General features: G+C 63.6%; 19 protein-coding genes and 1 pseudogene. 9 read left to right on the forward strand and 11 right to left on the reverse strand.

Going from position 1 to position 16,264, the window contains the following annotated elements; translation table 11 throughout:
- Nucleotides 1-72 precede the first annotated feature (72 nt).
- The 4 genes from fdhD to G7067_RS12110 are packed head-to-tail and all read left to right on the forward strand — an operon-like array spanning nucleotide 73 to nucleotide 4,003.
- Nucleotides 73-1,053 (forward strand): formate dehydrogenase accessory sulfurtransferase FdhD, encoded by a 981-nt coding sequence (fdhD, locus tag G7067_RS12095; protein ID WP_166324754.1) that lies wholly within the window; start codon nucleotides 73-75, stop codon nucleotides 1,051-1,053.
- Nucleotides 1,050-3,374 carry an FdhF/YdeP family oxidoreductase gene (locus G7067_RS12100; protein ID WP_166324757.1) on the forward strand — a complete coding sequence of 775 codons (2,325 nt, stop codon included), beginning with the start codon at nucleotides 1,050-1,052 and terminating at the stop codon, nucleotides 3,372-3,374. Before fdhD ends, G7067_RS12100 begins: the two co-directional genes overlap by 4 nt.
- Nucleotides 3,375-3,416: 42 nt before the next feature.
- Nucleotides 3,417-3,662, forward strand: a complete 246-nt coding sequence (locus tag G7067_RS12105; protein ID WP_166324760.1) for a CopG family transcriptional regulator — start codon at nucleotides 3,417-3,419, stop codon at nucleotides 3,660-3,662.
- Entirely contained in the window at nucleotides 3,656-4,003 is a 348-nt protein-coding gene (locus G7067_RS12110; RefSeq protein WP_166324763.1) for a type II toxin-antitoxin system PemK/MazF family toxin, read from the forward strand. The genes G7067_RS12105 and G7067_RS12110 overlap by 7 nt, the downstream gene beginning before the upstream one ends.
- Before the next feature lie 23 nt (nucleotides 4,004-4,026).
- On the opposite strand, the pseudogene fmdA reads toward G7067_RS12110, so the two are convergent.
- From fmdA to G7067_RS12145, 7 genes and pseudogenes are all read right to left on the reverse strand, one after another.
- Nucleotides 4,027-5,282: pseudogene (gene fmdA, locus G7067_RS12115) on the reverse strand (formamidase).
- Between the two features lie 33 nt (nucleotides 5,283-5,315).
- Complete coding sequence (locus tag G7067_RS12120; RefSeq protein WP_341872835.1) at nucleotides 5,316-5,612, reverse strand: FmdB family zinc ribbon protein; 297 nt, start codon at nucleotides 5,610-5,612, stop codon at nucleotides 5,316-5,318.
- Nucleotides 5,613-5,619: 7 nt separating this feature from the next.
- A complete protein-coding gene (locus G7067_RS12125) occupies nucleotides 5,620-6,252 on the reverse strand; it encodes an AmiS/UreI family transporter (protein ID WP_166324769.1) in 633 nt (210 codons plus the stop codon).
- Nucleotides 6,253-6,436: 184 nt separating this feature from the next.
- Nucleotides 6,437-7,519, reverse strand: a complete 1,083-nt coding sequence (locus G7067_RS12130) for a lysylphosphatidylglycerol synthase transmembrane domain-containing protein (protein ID WP_166324772.1) — start codon at nucleotides 7,517-7,519, stop codon at nucleotides 6,437-6,439.
- Nucleotides 7,519-8,322, reverse strand: a complete 804-nt coding sequence (locus tag G7067_RS12135) for a glycosyltransferase family 2 protein (protein ID WP_166324775.1) — start codon at nucleotides 8,320-8,322, stop codon at nucleotides 7,519-7,521. Before G7067_RS12135 ends, G7067_RS12130 begins: the two co-directional genes overlap by 1 nt.
- A gap of 213 nt (nucleotides 8,323-8,535) precedes the next feature.
- Nucleotides 8,536-9,576, reverse strand: a complete 1,041-nt coding sequence (locus G7067_RS12140; protein ID WP_166324778.1) for a permease prefix domain 1-containing protein — start codon at nucleotides 9,574-9,576, stop codon at nucleotides 8,536-8,538.
- On the reverse strand, nucleotides 9,573-9,905 hold the full coding sequence (locus G7067_RS12145; protein WP_166324781.1) for a PadR family transcriptional regulator: 333 nt from the start codon (nucleotides 9,903-9,905) through the stop codon (nucleotides 9,573-9,575). Before G7067_RS12145 ends, G7067_RS12140 begins: the two co-directional genes overlap by 4 nt.
- 134 nt (nucleotides 9,906-10,039) lie before the next feature.
- Between G7067_RS12145 and modA the strand changes: the two genes are divergently transcribed.
- The 5 genes from modA (at nucleotide 10,040) to G7067_RS14715 (ending at nucleotide 14,088) form a co-directional block, all read left to right on the forward strand.
- The gene (modA, locus tag G7067_RS12150; RefSeq protein ID WP_166324784.1) at nucleotides 10,040-10,873 is read left to right on the forward strand and encodes a molybdate ABC transporter substrate-binding protein; all 834 of its coding nucleotides are present in this window, start codon (nucleotides 10,040-10,042) and stop codon (nucleotides 10,871-10,873) included.
- Nucleotides 10,870-11,676: an ABC transporter permease gene (locus G7067_RS12155; protein WP_244301112.1), complete on the forward strand. Its 807-nt coding sequence runs from the start codon at nucleotides 10,870-10,872 to the stop codon at nucleotides 11,674-11,676. Before modA ends, G7067_RS12155 begins: the two co-directional genes overlap by 4 nt.
- Nucleotides 11,673-12,791, forward strand: a complete 1,119-nt coding sequence (locus G7067_RS12160; protein WP_166324787.1) for a sulfate/molybdate ABC transporter ATP-binding protein — start codon at nucleotides 11,673-11,675, stop codon at nucleotides 12,789-12,791. Before G7067_RS12155 ends, G7067_RS12160 begins: the two co-directional genes overlap by 4 nt.
- A gap of 98 nt (nucleotides 12,792-12,889) precedes the next feature.
- A complete protein-coding gene (gene moaA / locus G7067_RS12165) occupies nucleotides 12,890-13,957 on the forward strand; it encodes a GTP 3',8-cyclase MoaA (protein WP_166324790.1) in 1,068 nt (355 codons plus the stop codon).
- A gap of 2 nt (nucleotides 13,958-13,959) precedes the next feature.
- Nucleotides 13,960-14,088, forward strand: a complete 129-nt coding sequence (locus G7067_RS14715; RefSeq protein WP_280115718.1) for a hypothetical protein — start codon at nucleotides 13,960-13,962, stop codon at nucleotides 14,086-14,088.
- A gap of 12 nt (nucleotides 14,089-14,100) precedes the next feature.
- Here G7067_RS14715 and G7067_RS12170 read toward each other — a convergent pair whose 3' ends face one another.
- The 4 genes from G7067_RS12170 to G7067_RS15020 form a co-directional block, all read right to left on the reverse strand.
- Nucleotides 14,101-14,442: a hemagglutinin gene (locus G7067_RS12170; protein ID WP_166324793.1), complete on the reverse strand. Its 342-nt coding sequence runs from the start codon at nucleotides 14,440-14,442 to the stop codon at nucleotides 14,101-14,103.
- 183 nt (nucleotides 14,443-14,625) lie between these two features.
- Entirely contained in the window at nucleotides 14,626-15,036 is a 411-nt protein-coding gene (locus tag G7067_RS12175; protein WP_425280714.1) for a molybdenum cofactor biosynthesis protein MoaE, read from the reverse strand.
- A gap of 5 nt (nucleotides 15,037-15,041) precedes the next feature.
- Nucleotides 15,042-15,482, reverse strand: coding sequence for a rhodanese-like domain-containing protein (locus G7067_RS15015; RefSeq protein ID WP_341872836.1), 441 nt, complete (start codon nucleotides 15,480-15,482; stop codon nucleotides 15,042-15,044).
- Nucleotides 15,469-16,194 carry a HesA/MoeB/ThiF family protein gene (locus tag G7067_RS15020; RefSeq protein WP_341872837.1) on the reverse strand — a complete coding sequence of 242 codons (726 nt, stop codon included), beginning with the start codon at nucleotides 16,192-16,194 and terminating at the stop codon, nucleotides 15,469-15,471. The genes G7067_RS15015 and G7067_RS15020 overlap by 14 nt, the downstream gene beginning before the upstream one ends.
- Nucleotides 16,195-16,264 lie beyond the last annotated feature (70 nt).

A 16,264-nucleotide genomic window follows, 5' to 3' on the forward strand; every position in this document is an offset into this window, starting at 1 on the left:
AGCGTCCCTCGCAATGCTGACGTGCCGGGACCTGGCCTTGCTCTCGCCGTGTTTCAATGATATCCAGGGAGTGTGTCTCGCATCGCCGCACGTCGCAGAGTAACCCGCCTTACCGTGGGTGGGCTCGTTTCCAGCCGCGCCGATTTTCTCGCGGTGGAGGAGCCGCTAGAGATTCGCGTTTTCGGCCGATCGCTCGCGGTGACGATGCGGACACCGGGAAATGACATCGAACTCGCCGCAGGATTTCTCGTCTCAGAGGGCGTCATCCATCACGCCGAGCACTTCACGACGGCCAGGTACTGCGCGGGAGTTCGGGCCCCCACCGATGTGCGCACCGTGATCCAGCTCGGGCTTCCAGAGCAACCCCCCTCGCCCACCGGTGAACCCAGCGCTGGTCTCCCCGATGAGGGCAACACGTACAACGTGCTCGACGTCACGCTTGCCCCGGGGGTAGCTCCGCCCGATCCAAGCCTTGAACGAAACTTTTACACGACAAGCTCCTGCGGCCTCTGCGGCAAGGCGAGCATCGAGGCGGTGCACACCAACTCCCACTACACGGTGGCAGAAGACCAGCTCACGATCGACGCGGAGATGCTCGCGACGTTCCCGGATCTGCTGCGCGCTCAGCAGGCCGTGTTCGACCGCACCGGTGGTCTCCACGCGGCGGCCCTCTTCGATGGCAATACCGGCGAGATGCTGGTGCTGCGCGAAGACGTGGGCCGCCACAACGCCGTCGATAAAGTCGTCGGTTGGGCGATGATGAATGATCGGCTGCCCGCACGCAACTGCGTACTCATGGTGTCGGGCCGCGCCAGCTTTGAACTCACGCAGAAGGCGCTCATGGCCGGGATCCCGATGCTCACCGCCGTTTCTGCCCCGTCGTCGCTCGCCGCCGAGCTCGCAACCGACGCGGGCCTCACCCTCGTGGGGTTCCTCCGCGGTCAGTCCATGGTGATCTATAGCCGCCCGGATCGCATCACCAACGACTCCAACCCGTCCTCCACGCCAGAACTTGCGCCCCAGCGCACCATCGAGAAGGTAGCTCCGCTATGACCCCCAAAGCCCCGCTCGAAGACTTTTCAGACGCGAACATCGAGATCACCGAACCACTCACTCACGCAGTGGGAATCGAGGGTGTGTATCACTCGATGGAACCCGCGATCAAAGCAATGGGGCTTGCGCGCACCGCGAAGCTCATGACGAAGATCAACCACAAAGAGGGCTTCGACTGCATGAGTTGCGCGTGGCCCGATCCGGATCACCGCAAGATCGCAGAGTTCTGCGAAAACGGGGCGAAGGCGGTGACCTGGGAGGCGACGCCACTGAAGATTGAACGTTCTTTCTGGCAGGAGCATTCGATCTCTTCCCTGGAGGACAAGACCGAGTACTGGTTGGGCATGCAGGGGCGCCTCATTGAACCGGTGTACAAGGCACAGGGCTCCGATCACTATGAGCCGATCAGCTGGGACGAAGCCTACGCGAAGATCGCGGATCACCTGAACGGGCTCGCTCACCCGAACGAGGCCGCGTTCTACACCAGCGGTCGCGCCTCAAACGAGGCCGCGTTTGTGTACCAGCTGATGTCGCGAGTCCTCGGCACGAACAACCTCCCCGACTGTTCGAATATGTGTCACGAGTCGACCGGCACGGCGATGCAGCACACGGTCGGTATCGGGAAGTCAACCGTCTCCTACAATGACTTCGCAAAGGCCGATTTGATCATCATCATGGGCCAGAACCCGGGCACCAATCACCCGCGCATGCTGACAGCGCTGCACGAGGCCAAACAACACGGCGCCCGGATCGTCGCCGTGAACCCACTCCCCGAGGCGGGCCTCATCGGCTACAAGGATCCGCAGAGCGTCAAGGGCTATCTCGGCAAGGCCACACAGATCGCGGATCAGTTCTTGAAGATCCGTTCCGGCGGCGATATGGCACTGCTGCAGGCGATCTCGAAGCGCGTCCTCGATGCGGAGGCGGAGTACCCGGGAGAAGTGCTGGATCACGACTTTATCGCGCAGCACTGCGACGGATTCGAGGCCTTCGCGAGCCACATGGCGAACCTTGATGAACGCGAGGTCGAGCAGGCGACGGGGTTGCCTGCGGCCGAAATCGACGAGCTCGCGGATCACTATCTGAGCTCCGAGCGCGTCATCATTTGCTGGGCGATGGGGATCACCCAGCATCGCAAGGGCGTTGATACGATCCGCGAGATCATCAATCTACTGCTACTGCGCGGCAACATCGGCAAGCCCGGTGCCGGGGCCTCCCCCGTGCGCGGCCACAGCAATGTGCAGGGCGACCGCACGATGGGCGTGTGGGAGCAGATGCCGGATTCCTTCCTCGATGCGCTCGGAAAAGAGTTCAACTTTGATCCGCCCAGGGATCACGGCGTCGATGCCGTACACGGGATCCGTGCGCTCAACGAGGGCAAGATCAAGGTCTGGATGAGTCTCGGTGGCAACCTCGTTGGGGCGATCTCAGACACGCACCTCGCGGAATCGGCGATGCGGAAGACCCGATTGAGCGTGCAGCTCTCGACGAAGCTCAACCGCTCCCACGTAGTAACCGGCGAGGAGGCGCTGATCCTCCCCGTACTCGGCCGCACCGAGGTCGACGAGCAGGCCACGGGCCCGCAGTACATCACGGTCGAGGATTCGGTGTGCGCGGTACACGCCTCGCACGGCCAGGTGCCACCGATCTCCGATCAGGTGCGCTCTGAAACCGCGATCGTTGCAGGGATCGCGCACGCCACCTTTGGCGACCGCCACGGCATCGACTGGCAGGCCATGATCCGCGACTACGACGTGATTCGGGATCACATCTCGCGCGTCGTACCCGGCTGCGAAGACTACAACGAGAAGACCCGCAGACGCGATGGTTTCATCTTGCCGAACGGCCCGCGCGACTCGCGCACATTCAACACCGAAACAGGCAAGGCGCGGATCACCGTCAATGAGCTCGAGCCCGTCGAGTGCCCGCCCGGCCGGCTGATCCTGCAGACGGTGCGCTCGCACGACCAGTTCAACACCACCATTTACAGCCTGAACGACCGCTACCGCGGCATCAAGAAGGGCCGCTATGTGGTGTTTGTGCACCCGGATGACCTCGCGGATCTCGGGCTCACAGATGGCCAGACCGTCGACATCTTCAGCGAGTGGAAAGACGAGCCGGATCGGGTGCTGCGCGGTTTCCGCACCGTCGCGTTCCCCACGGCCCGCGGCTGCGCAGCGGCCTACTTCCCTGAGGCAAACGTGCTGATCCCGCTCGATAGCACCGCGCTCGAAAGCAATACCCCGGTGTCAAAGGCCGTGGTGGTGCGCCTTGAACCCTCGAGTGTCCCCGCGGGCGTGGGGCGCCCCATCACGGTGTGACGGGGCTTCACCACCGTAAGTATAACTGGTTATACTGCAAGCATGAAGACCGCCATTTCGCTCCCCGACCCCGATTTTGAGCGGTTTGAGGCCGTAGCCGCTCGCCACGGCCTCAAACGTTCAGAGTTCTATCGTCTCGCTGCTCAGAAACTCGCCGACGAACTCGAGGGCGGATCGAGGCTCACAGCCCTCGCTAATGCAGCACTTCTTCGCGCGGGCCAACCCGCGGGAGACGGAGCCTTCCTGAGCGAATCGGAGCGCTCAATGCTCGAGGGAACCGAGTGGTAATCAATCACGGCGATGTTGTCTGGGTGGATTTTGGTCTCCCCAGGGGTTCAGAACCCGCGAAGCTTCGGCCTGCTGTTGTCATGCAGGGCGACTGGCTTCTCGCAACACAGATCAACACCGTACTCGTCGTCCCGCTCACCTCGAACCTTGCCCTCGACGTATTCCCGGGAAACACGCTCCTCCCCAAAGAAGCAACCAGCTTGGACAAGGATTCAGTAGCGGTGGTCTCTCAACTGGGGCCCGTGAGCCGAGAATTCATTACCCCCTATCCTGTCGGCACCCTGCCCACCTATCTGATGTCAGAGGTCATCGCGGGCATCAAGCTGACGCTCGGAATCTGAGTCGGTGCCCCAGAATGCGGCAGCTACCTGTTGGCTGCCGCAGGCGCGCCGATCCCCGGATCGATCTGCGTCGGCCCCGCCGCGGATGGGCGGATGTCAAAGTCGAAGATCTCCGTTGGCAGATACACCGTCGAGCACGAGTTCGGAATGTCAACAACGCCCGAAAGTCGCCCCTCGATGGGGGCCGCGCCCAGCAGCAGGTAGGCCTGCTCGGGACTGTAGCCGAACTTCGTCAGGTAATCGATCGCGTGCAGGCACGCGCGCTGATACGACAGATGTGAGTCGAGATACCTCTGTTCACCGTCCAGGGTGACCGAGGTGCCCGAGAAGGCAAGCCAATGACTGTAGTTCGGTTCGACGTTGCCGGGCATAAAGATTGCGTTCTCGCTGACACCGTAGGTCTCCATGCCTCCCTTGATGATGTCGACGCGGAGGTCAATGAAACCGCCCATCTCGATTGCCCCACAGAAGGTGATCTCGCCGTCCCCCTGCGAGAAGTGCAGGTCGCCGACCGAGAGGTTCGCCCCGTCGACAAACACCGGATAAAACACGCGCGATCCCTTGGTGAAGTTCTTAATGTCCTGGTTCCCTCCGTTCTCGCGCGGAGGCGCCGTGCGAGCGGCCTCTGATCCGACGCGAGCCCACTGATCCCGCGGCAGGCCGCCCAGGACGGCGTGCTCAGCCTCCGGTGGCAATGCCAGCGGCGGTACCCGCTCGGGGTCGGTTGCGATCAGGGCCCCCTCCCGGTTATTCCAGGTCGCGAGCAGCCCGGCCGAAGGGCCGTGCCCATCAAGCCCGGGTGGGTGATGCCGGTGAACGAGACACCCGGAATGTGCCGCGAAGTCGCGGTCTGGCCGCTAAAGTCCCAGACGGCTTTGTAGGCGTCAGGGAATTGGTCAGTCAGAAAACTGCCGCCGTTATTTTTGGAGAAGATCCCGGTGTATCCCCATCCCTGGCCGGCGAGTGGTCCCGAATCTTCCTGCGGGATCGGCCCGACGTCAAGAATGTCGACGATGAGCAAGTCACCCGGTTTCGCGCCCTCGACCCTGAACGGTCCGCTGAGGGTGTGCACGGTCAGCAACGGGGCATCGAGAATATCTTGCGCCGAGTCATCGTTCTGGATCGCGCCATCAAACCACTCGCGGCAATCGACCCGAAAGCTGTCGCCCGGCTTCACCGTCGCGACGGGCGGAATCTCGGGATGCCACCTGTTGTGGCCGAGCACCTCCTGCTCCGTGAACTTCTTAGACGAATCGAGGGGAAATAGATTCTTCGGCATGCGAATAGCTCCTTTGCTATTGAGGTGAGAGCCCTATGCTCTCGGAAGCTTTGCGTGAAGCGGGTTGCGGGTGACGCGTTGTGGGGCGCGGGATCCGCTCCCCGGGAGACGGTCGACCACGGCTGGCTCGTGAGCGCTCCTCGCCGCGTGGTCGACGAGTTGAAAGGCCGAGGTTCCGGCCGCAGAGAGATGAGGCGCCGTAATGGCACGCCGTGCAACACCGCCGCAGGCGCGACACTCGGCCGTTTCGGGGACCTCGGACATCGTAAACATCGCGTCGAATCGACAGCCTTCGCTGCATTGAAACGAGTAACTGGGCACAAATCCCACCTTTCTGTCAGGATGACGCCATGGTTTGAGAAACCGCGATCGGGTTGGCTCGTGGTGCGGGCTTGCCGAGTATCCAGGCGGCCAGCAAGATCAGTGCGGCGATACCGGCCGCGATCCACCCCTCCAGGAAGCCGGTCACATAGCTGCCCGTAAGCAAGAGAAACGCGGGAAGCGCCGCACTGAAGACCCCGAGCAGCAGCGCAAACCACCCGATCCGCTTGGTCAGGGACTCTCGACCGAGGGCCAACATCGCGAAGAAGAGATACCAGAGCACGGCCCACGAAAACCAGATGATGCCGAACACCGGATCGTCAAATCGGGTGAACTGCAGCACCCCAAACACCACCGCACAGCCGGTGACAAACAGGGAGAACCAGCCGAGGCCTTCGCCGCTCGCGCCCGTTAGTTCGTTCCACGCGACGTAGAAATAGGTGAAGCCGAACAGATAGAGCCCTGATGCCCCGAGTATGGTCAGCTCGTCGCCGCCCGACTGCAGAATGATGAGGGTGGGAAAGACGACCTGCATTCCGCCGACGAAGAGATTCATCGCTGCCGCGGCCTTGCGGGGAATCCGCCCCAGCAGCATCAGGCCGTTGATGCACAGCACCGCACCAACGTACAGGAGCCCGACACTGCTCATTTCTCCTCCTCGCCTCATTGCGTGAAGAAACCGTGGATACGTGGAGCGCATCCCTGACGGATGCCACCGGATCCCTCAACCGTTGAGAAGATTCAGTGTTTCCTCGGACAGTACCCAGCTTCACAACGAATGTCAATGATTCGTGCTTCGGATTCGGGCTCGTGGTGTGAGACACACCACGAGCTCAGCCTCGCGCTGAGGTCGCGATGCTGTGCTGGTAGAAGGCCCAACCGAACACGATGGTGCCGGCGAGAAGGATGGCGCGAGCGACGACGATGGCCGCGACCACTGTTGCGTTCGGAAGCCCGCCCGCGACGAGAAGGCCGATGAGCACGAGTTCGTATGCGCCAAGGCCGTTGGGGGTAACGATAATAATGCTGGCGACGGTGGCTGCGCCGTAGGCGACGATGAGCAGTGCCGGATCAACGTAGAGGTTGAAGGCCGCAAGCGCGATCCAGAAGAGTCCAGCGTCCGCCGCGTGGACGAGAAACGACCACAGGAAGGGTGCGAGGAGCGCGCGAGGCCGAGCGAGGAGTTCCCGGAGTTCGATATGCAGTCCGTCGAAGAACCGAATGAGAGCGGCAGGTTCAACTAGCCTCGGCCTTCGCACCAGTCGCCCAAATGAGTTGATGAGGCCTGCAACATGCCCTGCAAAGCGATGCAGTGCTCTACGTCTGCGAATCAAGACCACGGCACCGACCACCGACAGCACGGCAAGAACGCCGATTCCAACGGCGGTCCACACGATCGCCGCTTCGCTCTGTCCACTGACGATAAGCCAGACGGTGGCCGCGCCTACGACCAGAGCGAAGGAGATGAAAGTGACCGCGAAGCGAGCGATCTGCGCCAGGGTTCCTTTGCTGGGCGAAACACCCAGTGTGCTGAGTTTCCAGCTCGCGTAGGTGATTCCGGCGGCCCCACCGGAGGGCAGCATATGGTTGGCGAAGTTGAACTCCAAGGACATCCGCATCGCCGCGAACGGATGCATCCCGCGGAGTTCTCCGCGCGCCCGAAGATAGGCGAAGAGCACTTCGCCGGTCACCGCAAAGCTGAGAAGCTGCGTGGGGATCAGAATCATCAGCACCCAGAGATTCGCGTCACGAATACTCTGGAACGCATCGATCATGGTGGGCCATGCCGCCCAGGCGATCGCGGCGACGACGAGTGCCGTGATCATGCTGACCCAAAAACGCAGTGACCTGTGCCAGGGCACGGGTGCAGCTTGGCCGCCTGAACCGATCATCGGGGCGTCTATTGGCTCACGCATCAGGAGTTCCGCGTCGTTCCCGAGGGAGATTCCGAATCGGAGCTGCTGCGGCCGGGCCAGCGTCTCGTGTTCCCGAACTGGTGTCGCGCGAGAGTCATGCCGTCAGTCGCGTAGTAGCGGGCGAGTTTCTCGCGATCAATTGACCGGAACAGTCTTGCTTTGACGAGCATTCGGGGTGAGTAGCGAAGGCGGTGACCCGACTTCAGAAGGGCAATTGTGACATCTACGTCCTCGCTCACATGCTCGTCTCCCATCGCGACGAGATGCCGCGCCGACAGCCAGGCCTCGCGGCGCACTGCGCTGTTGAAGCCGTAAAGCATCGGGGCCACTCCGATGCTGCGCTGGTGCCAAAAGCGGAACCCGCGATACCACCAGGATCCTAAGAAGAGGTTGCCGGGTGAGAGTTCCGCAATTGCGGCGTTGCCGCCTTGTCCGTGAAGTTCGGGATCGGTGAAGTCTTGCCGAATGCGAGCAATCCACTGGGGATTCACGATCGTGTCAGCGTCGATCCTCGCGATGACATCACCGCGTGACGCGTCGAAGCCTGCCTGTCGGGCATAGGTGATGCCCTGCCGAGGCTCCGTGATGATTCGAACCCTGGGGAACTGAGTAGCAAGACGGATGGTGTCGTCTGTGCAGCCGTTGTCCACGAGAATGATCTCGTCAGGCAAATCAGTCTGCTCAGTGAGCGCCTGTAAACAGCGCGTGATGATCCGTTCTTCGTTGAATGCAGGGATGACGACTGAGATCGTCGGAACGGTTGCGACCCCTGGTGTGGCCTGCGTCTCGTCAGGTTCAGCCATCGACGGGTCCACTCGAGAAGGCGTGTTCAAAACCCTGAGCTATGAGCATGCTGCCCCTTTCCTGAAAGACATGCACGCCACAGGACAAGAGATCGTGAACAGCGACGAGGATGCGTTGCATTCAATCTTATCGCCGCTCTGATGACGTGCGAGGGAGCAGCCACGACTTTTCGAGGTGTAGCTGCCTATACCTTTCCGGTTCTCCGCGGGTGGCTAGCGCCGCGCCTTGCGATAGCTCTCGAGCGCGCGGCCGCCCGCGGCAATCGCCGCAAAGAGCACCGCACCGATGGGCCACACGATCCAGGAGTCACCCCAGGCGTTCCCGATAAAGCTCCAGGCCAGATAGATCAGGGTGAGGAAGGGCCAGTAGAACGCGGCGATCACTCCAACGAATCCCTGACTGCCATCTCCATTGGCCCGGTCCCCGCGCGCATTCTTTCCCTTGCCCAGTTGCTCGGCTACCGAGTGCGCCCACGTCTGCGGCAGCAGGATCCCGAGCCCGGTCGCAACGAACACCAATACCAGCGCGGCGCCAACGCTGCTCCAGAGGCCCGCCGTCGGGCCACCGTCCAGGATCATCGAGAAGGCGATGAGCGGGATCGGGGCCAGAATCCACAGGCTGATCGCAAACTGCAGCGCTCGAATACGCGCGCTCTCTCGCTGTGTCCGCTGCGCCTCCGCCCAACGGGTGACCTCGGGGTTGAGACCGAAGCGGCCGTCCTCAATGCGCCGAAACGGTGCCGTCTCACGCGATATCGACACCATCAGCATCACGCCCGCGGCGACACACAGCAGGAGCAGAAGGAGGCCCGCGAACTGCAGAACCCCTTCTCGGACCGGGAGGAACCCCCGCGCCGCGACCGCATTCAGTACCACCAGCGACACCGGCGACAGCACGAACAGCATCACTCCCGCGGCCAAGCGAAACCGCGTGCGCCGTTTTGCTTCGGAGTACCCCGTTGCCTCGTCGAGCGTGACGGGCGGCTCAAGCGTGCGCGGGGCCGCAGCTGGACCCACGGGCGCGGGGCTCGGATCCAGCTCGGCCGTGATCCCGAGCACCGGCGCGACCTCCTCGAGCTTGCCGAAGTCGCGAATCACCTGACCAACGGCTTCGTTCTCGCTGCGCCCCTCGGCAATGAGGCCCGTGTAGGCGTCCTCCATCATGCCCTGCAGCTCGGCCTTTGCCTCAAGCAGCCGCGGCGTCTGCGGATAGGCGCTAAACATGGTGTCAATGTAGGCAATGATGACGTTCACTGCGGTGCCCCTTCAATAAATCGATCAACAACGGTTTTGGTGTAGCCCCACTCTTCGATCTTCAGAGCAAGGTGGGCGAGGCCCTCGGCGGTGATGCTGTAGTAGGTGCGAGGTTTACCACTGGGCGATACTCCCGGTGAGGAACTCACACACTCGATCGCCTCGAGCCGCTTGACGGCCGAGTAGAGCGTCGTTTGTTTGATGGCGTAGTCATCGCCGCTGATGGCGGTGATGCGCTGTGCGAGCTCGTAGGCGTATGACGGCCCACTGCGAAGAAGCGATAGCACCATGAGATCCACGTAGCCGCGGATGGCGTCTGCTCCGATCACGTCTCACCCTCCTCTTGCATTCAGACTCCCGAATTCGTACTATCGCAAACATACTACGATAGAAGTAGTACGTCAAACGTATCGACTATCGCGATGCAGCGATGGTGACCGCATTCTTGCCTATGCTGGTGTACATGGCGGTGCGGAGACGGGGCAGAAGCGGAGCGGCCGCCCGCGCTGCGGCCGGCATCCTTACGGCAGCGTCACTGCTGGTGGCATGCGCGCCGGCGAACCATTCCGTGAGGCCTGTTGGGGAGTCGACAGCGAGTACGCCGGCACGCACCGATCTCTCGGTATATGCCGCAGCCTCCCTGGAACCCGGTTTTGAGCAGCTTCGCGAAACCTTCGCCGCTACACACCCCGAGATCACCATCACCTTCACCTACGACGGCTCCTCAGTGCTTGCAACCCAGATCGTGAATGGCGCCCCCGCCGACGTGTTCGCGTCTGCCGACGAGGCAACCATGGCTGTGCTCACCCGGGCATCGCTTACCGACGGTGACCCCGTCCGCTTCGCCAGCAGCGAGCTCGTGATCGCGGTAGCGAAGGGCAATCCGCTGGGTATCACCTCGCTTGCGGATCTCGCGAAGCCACTCCCTGCGGACACCCCGCCGACCGTCGTACTGTGCGCACCCGAGGTGCCGTGCGGGGCTGCCGCGCGCACGCTCCTGACACGCAACGAGGTACGCCTCACGCCCGCGAGCGAGGAGCAGAACGTCACCGCGGTCCTCACTCGCGTGCGCAGCGGTGAGGCCGATGCCGGCCTGGTCTACGCTTCCGATGTGCAGCGCGCCGCACGCGAGGTCTCGGGTGTCTCAATTGCTGGATCAGCCGAGGCGGCCGGAAGCTATCTGGCCGTGCCCGTCGCGGGAACACCGCACGCTGCGGCGGCGCGCGCGTTCGTCACGTTTCTGACCTCGCAGGAGGCCCAGGAGCTTCTGACAGACCTCGGGTTCGGAACATCGTGAGTCACACGCACACGCAGACGCCAGTGCCGACCGCCTTCTGGGTGCCCGCAGGCCTTGCCGCGGCGGTACTGATCCTGCCGCTTGTCGCACTGTTCTTGCGAGTCGATTGGGCGGCCGTGCCCGCGACCCTGGTATCCCCCGCGGCGCTTAGCGCGCTCGGCCTGTCGGTCACCACGGCAAGCATCGCCACGGCGTTGTGTGTGCTGCTCGGACTCCCCCTCGCCCTCGTCATCGCGCGTTCATCCCGGCCCCTCGCCACCGTCCTCCGCGCGCTCACCACGCTGCCGCTCGTGCTCCCACCGCTCGTGGGCGGCCTCGCGCTGCTGTCACTGCTCGGCCGCGGCGGGCTTCTCGGCAACGCGCTCGCAGAGGCGGGGATCCGCATCCCCTTCACGACAGCGGCCGTCGTGATTGCGCAAACCTTCGTTGCGCTTCCCTTTCTGGTGATATCGGTTGAAGGAGCGCTCCGCAGCCTCGACACCGGCTTCGAACACGCAGCGGAAAGCCTGGGAGCGCGGCCCTGGACCGTGTTTCGCAGGGTCACCCTGCCCCTTCTGAGGCCCAGCCTGACCGCGGGCACGATCCTGTGCTTCACACGTGCGCTCGGCGAGTTTGGCGCCACGGCACTGTTTGCGGGGAACGCGCCCGGCACCACACGCACCATGCCGCTCGCGATCTACACCGCGTTTAACGGCGCGGGCGTCACCCAAGACACCGCAGTCACGCTCTCACTCCTGCTGGTTCTCGTGGCGCTCGTCGCGCTGATGTTCACGCGGGCACGTCCGAACGGGATCGCCGCATGAGCGGGCGCGAGCGGGCGAATGGTCTCGACTGCGCACTCCGGGTGCGCCGAGGCACGTTTGTACTTGACGTGACTGCCACGGCCGCACCGGGCGAGGTGCTCGCGGTGATCGGAGCCAACGGGTCCGGAAAATCGACCTTTCTCGGCGCGATCGCGGGAACACACCCGCTCGAGCGAGGCACGGTGACCCTCGGAGCACGCGTGCTGTGCTCACGCGAGCCAAACAACCCCTCGGTGGCACTGCGCCGCGCCGCCCGTCGCGTCGGATTCCTCGATCAGCGGGCGCGACTGTTCCCCCACCTCAGCGCGCGCGCAAACATCGCGTTCGGCCCGCGGGCACAGGGCGTCGACCGCCGCAGCGCGGACGCCGCGGCAGACGACTGGCTGGCGCGTGTCGGACTGTCGGGTCGCGGCGACGACCGCCCGCTTCAGCTGTCAGGAGGCCAGCAGCAACGGATAGCGATTGCCCGCACACTCGCGGCCGCCCCCGAATTGTTACTGCTCGATGAACCGTTCGCAGCCCTCGATGTAGCGAGCAGTGCTGAGCTTCGGGAGATCATCGCGGCGGAGGCACGGCGGCTCGGGATCCCGGTGGTGCTCGTCAGCCACGATCCGATGGATCTTGTCGCCCTCGCCTCGCGTGTCATCGTGCTCGAAGCGGGCAAGATTGCACAGTCGGGAACCGTGGCCGAGGTGTTGGGATCCCCCGCGACCCCCTTCGCCGCCGCATTCACCGGCCGCGTGCTGCTGCGAGGTGTCTCGACGGGCACCGGGTTCAGGGTAGCCGGGTCGCCGTTGCCTGTGCTTCACGGGGAGGGTGAGCTTCCTCCGGCCGCCGCCGCGGCAATCGCGAGCTTCGATCCCTCGGCGGTTCGTGTCAGCCCGGATCCCGCACTCGAAGCGGTGACTTCGCTCGCGGCAAACTCGTGGCTGGGCAGCATTGGAGCGGTATCCTCCGGGGTGACCGGGATCCGGGTCGAGTGTGCCGAGTGGCCGGGACTCTTTGCCGAGCTGCCGGTCGCCCGCGCGTTCGAGCCCTGGGTCACCGCTGGCGCCCCGACGCGGTGGGAACTGCCTGCGGAAGCGGTGCGATTCAGCAAGACCTACGGGCACTAAAAGCGGCCAATCTCCGCTGACACACCGCGGGCTCGGTGTTATGGTCGTGGGGCAGGCGCAAACGCGCAGCGGATTTCTTGGGAGGCACAGTGGCGTCGATGGCGGCTCCGCACGGAGCACGACAGCTTCCTTCGACCGGGCTGCGCGACGCGAGAGGGCGTCAACTGCGGGATCTCCGCATCTCGGTGACTGACCGCTGCAATTTCCGCTGCGTCTATTGCATGCCCAAAGAGCTGTTTGGGCGCGATTACCCGTTCCTTGAGCGCAGCGAACTCCTCACTTTTGAAGAGATCGAACGTGTCGCCCGCATCGCGGTGAGCCTCGGCGTCCGTAAGCTCCGGCTGACCGGCGGTGAACCGCTGCTGCGGCGCGGGATCGAGAATCTCGTCGCCAAATTGGCAGCACTGCGCACCCCGGACGGCAAGCGCGTCGACCTCGCCCTCACGACCAACGGCTCAGCGCTTCCCGTAAAAGCCGAGGCGCTGAGCGCGGCGGGCCTTCAGCGCGTTACGGTCTCCCTCGATTCCCTGCGAGAGGATCGCTTCCAGGCGATCAACGACGTGAAGTTCCCGCTTGCGCGGGTGCTCGACGGCATCGCGGCAGCGGAGGCTGCGGACCTCGGCCCGATCAAGATCAACGCGGTCATTAAGCGCGGCGTCAATGACGATGAAGTGCTGGCTCTTGCGGAGCACTTCCGCGGCACAGGCCACACGCTGCGCTTCATCGAGTACATGGATGTGGGATCCTCGAACGGCTGGGAGATGGCCGATGTGGTGCCGTCCGCGGAGATCCTGCGCCAAATCGGTGAGGTACACCCGCTTGAGCCCCTCACCCCCACCCACCCGGGCGAAACCGCGAAGCGGTGGCGCTACACCGACGGCGCGGGCGAGATCGGCGTCATTTCGAGTGTCACCGGGGCGTTCTGCGGATCCTGCACCCGCGCCCGCATCTCGGTGGAGGGCAAGCTCTTCACCTGCCTCTTCGCAAACGAAGGCACCGACCTGCGCGCACTGCTACGCGGGGGTGCGAGTGACGACGAGCTCGCGGCAGCGCTCACCGGTGTCTGGAGCGCGCGCGACGATCGCTACTCAGAACTCCGGGCGCAGGTTCCGCCGAGCCAGTCCCCCACGCACCGCCGCATCGAGATGTCGTACATCGGCGGCTGAGCGTGGCGAACACGATCGTGAATCAGGGTGCGGGCTCCAACAGCAGTCCGCTCTGGCGCATTGTCTTCTTTGCACCGGCAGCTATCGCGCTTTTCCTGGGATTGGTGGCCGGGCTTTCGGTGGTCGCCTGAGGGCACGCCTGCCTATTCCGGCAGCATCTTCCTTGAGATCGCCTGCACGTCTCCATCGAGGCCATCAACTTGTTTTTCGAGTCTCTCAAAACGACGATCAACTTCTTCAAAACGGCGATCAACCTCTTCAAAGCGACGATCAACCTGTTCGAAACGCAACACCATCTCGCTTTTGAGCCCATCAATGCGCTCGTTCACGGCGTCAAACTTAGCATTCATGGTCCCGAACTGCGCGGTCACCCCGTCAAACTTCGCATTCAAGGTGCGCATGAACATCTGAGTGATGATCGTAAGCAATCCGATCATCGTCGCAGCGAACACCCCGATCAGGGTCCAGACTTGCGGTTCATTCATGGTGAGCACCCTCCCATTGTGACCTGTTTCAAAACAGAATGCCAGGGAAGGGCGCCGACCGCCGGGCACAAACGCAATCTGTGGATATGTTGCCCCGGAATCGGAAAAAGAGGTGCCTGTGAGCGGAAGTCCACCGGCCCCCAGACACCCCCACCACGGATGGCAGGGCGCACTCATCGCGCCTTAGCGGTCGAGCCCCACCCATTCAGAGGAGCCCGAGGCGAAATGTTGCCGCTTCCAGATCGGGACCTCGTGTTTGATCCGCTCAACCAGACGCTCGATCGCCGCAAACGCCTCGCCGCGATGCGCGGCTGCGACTGCGGCAACGAGCGCAGCATCGCCAATCTTGAGTGACCCGACGCGGTGCACCGCTGCGAACCGCAGCCCAGTGGCCGCTTGTTCTTCGGCAACGAGCTCGCGCAAGAACCGCTCCGCTTCGGGATGCGCGCTGTAGTCGAGCGCGCGCACGTCTTCGCCGCCGTCATGGTTGCGGATCACGCCGTAAAACACCACCGTCGCGCCGCAATCGGGGGCGTCGACGGCCGCGCGCACGGCGGCTTCGTCGATCGTCTCATCGGTAACGTAGGCGTGCATCTCGGTCACCTGGCACTTCCTTCAAGAAGTTCGGGGGCAAGATCCGCGAGACCACGCACCCCGCCTCGCAAAAACTGAACATCAGTATTGCCGCGTGCGATCAGCAGTTTCGCGGCCCGGATCGAGCGCGGATCACGTTCGCAGTAGACAATCACTGGGCCAAGGACTGCGGCAGCTCCGGCCTCAAGCTCGTCGATCGGCACAGCCAGGGAGCCTCTGATCCGCAGCTGTTCGCGCTCCGCAACGGTCCGCACGTCGAGCAACACCGGAGGCGCTTCAGCGCTGAGGATCGCGGCAAGTTCTTCCGCGGCGACGGCGGGCGGCTCAGGATCCGGTCCGGCACAAAACAACTCATAATCGATCAGTTCCGTCACCGGCTGGGCCGCAGGATCACCGGAGAAGCGAAGCTCGCGGGTGCCCGCGCGGAGCGAATCATAGATCAGCACCCGCCCGAGCAGCGGATCTCCGATCCCGGTGATGAGCTTCAGCGTTTCGGTCGCGAGCAGCGAACCGATCGTGCCGCAGAGTCCGGGCAGCACTCCCCGGTGCCGCAGTCGACGACGTCCTCGGGGCGGGAGGCGCCGGGAAGAGATCCCGATACCCGGGATACTTCGGCCGCCACGACACCCCCACCTGACCGTGATACTGCAGGATCGACCCCCACACGAGCGGCAGCCCGAGGATCTCGGCGGCGTCTGCCACCAGGTAGCGGGTGGGAAAGTTGTCACTGCCATCGACGATGACATCGTAGCCGCGAAAGAGGTCAAGCGCGTTCCCGGCGGTGAGTCGAAAGCTGTGCAACTCAACACGGATTCCCGGATCAAGCGCATGCACCGTATCCGCCAGCGAATCCACCTTCTTTCGTCCGATGTCACCGGTGGAATGGGCGACCTGCCGGTGCAGATTTGAGAGTTCCACGCGGTCATCATCGACGATCCCGATCGTGCCGACACCCGCGCCGGCGAGGTAGGGCACGCTCGCACTCCCGAGCCCGCCAGCACCCACCACGAGCACGCGCGCGGACGCGAGACGTCGCTGCGATTCTTCCCCGAACCCGGGGAGCAATACCTGGCGTTGCGCACGCGCACGCTGTGCCTCACTCAACTCGGGCAGCGGAGAAACGAGCGGCCCGGGGCGATCGGTCTGCACGGCATCCATGCGGCCAGTCTAGATCCTCACGGGGTAGGTCACGGCCGTGATTATTCACGACCTCCGGCCCAGAGCTTCG

The organism is Leucobacter insecticola (assembly GCF_011382965.1).
Lineage (GTDB): Bacteria > Actinomycetota > Actinomycetes > Actinomycetales > Microbacteriaceae > Leucobacter > Leucobacter insecticola.

What these genes read in the sequence shown, in the direction of transcription:
- G7067_RS12100 (WP_166324757.1), top strand. Translation starts at nt 1,050, where the DNA reads ATGACCCCCAAAGCCCCGCTCGAAGACTTTTCAGACGCGAACATCGAG.
- G7067_RS12105 (WP_166324760.1), top strand. Translation starts at nt 3,417, where the DNA reads ATGAAGACCGCCATTTCGCTCCCCGACCCCGATTTTGAGCGGTTTGAG.
- G7067_RS12125 (WP_166324769.1), bottom strand. Translation starts at nt 6,252, where the DNA reads ATGAGCAGTGTCGGGCTCCTGTACGTTGGTGCGGTGCTGTGCATCAAC.
- G7067_RS12130 (WP_166324772.1), bottom strand. Translation starts at nt 7,519, where the DNA reads ATGCGTGAGCCAATAGACGCCCCGATGATCGGTTCAGGCGGCCAAGCT.
- G7067_RS12135 (WP_166324775.1), bottom strand. Translation starts at nt 8,322, where the DNA reads ATGGCTGAACCTGACGAGACGCAGGCCACACCAGGGGTCGCAACCGTT.
- modA (WP_166324784.1), top strand. Translation starts at nt 10,040, where the DNA reads ATGGCGGTGCGGAGACGGGGCAGAAGCGGAGCGGCCGCCCGCGCTGCG.
- G7067_RS12160 (WP_166324787.1), top strand. Translation starts at nt 11,673, where the DNA reads ATGAGCGGGCGCGAGCGGGCGAATGGTCTCGACTGCGCACTCCGGGTG.
- moaA (WP_166324790.1), top strand. Translation starts at nt 12,890, where the DNA reads ATGGCGGCTCCGCACGGAGCACGACAGCTTCCTTCGACCGGGCTGCGC.
- G7067_RS12170 (WP_166324793.1), bottom strand. Translation starts at nt 14,442, where the DNA reads ATGAATGAACCGCAAGTCTGGACCCTGATCGGGGTGTTCGCTGCGACG.
- G7067_RS12175 (WP_425280714.1), bottom strand. Translation starts at nt 15,036, where the DNA reads ATGCACGCCTACGTTACCGATGAGACGATCGACGAAGCCGCCGTGCGC.
- G7067_RS15020 (WP_341872837.1), bottom strand. Translation starts at nt 16,194, where the DNA reads ATGGATGCCGTGCAGACCGATCGCCCCGGGCCGCTCGTTTCTCCGCTG.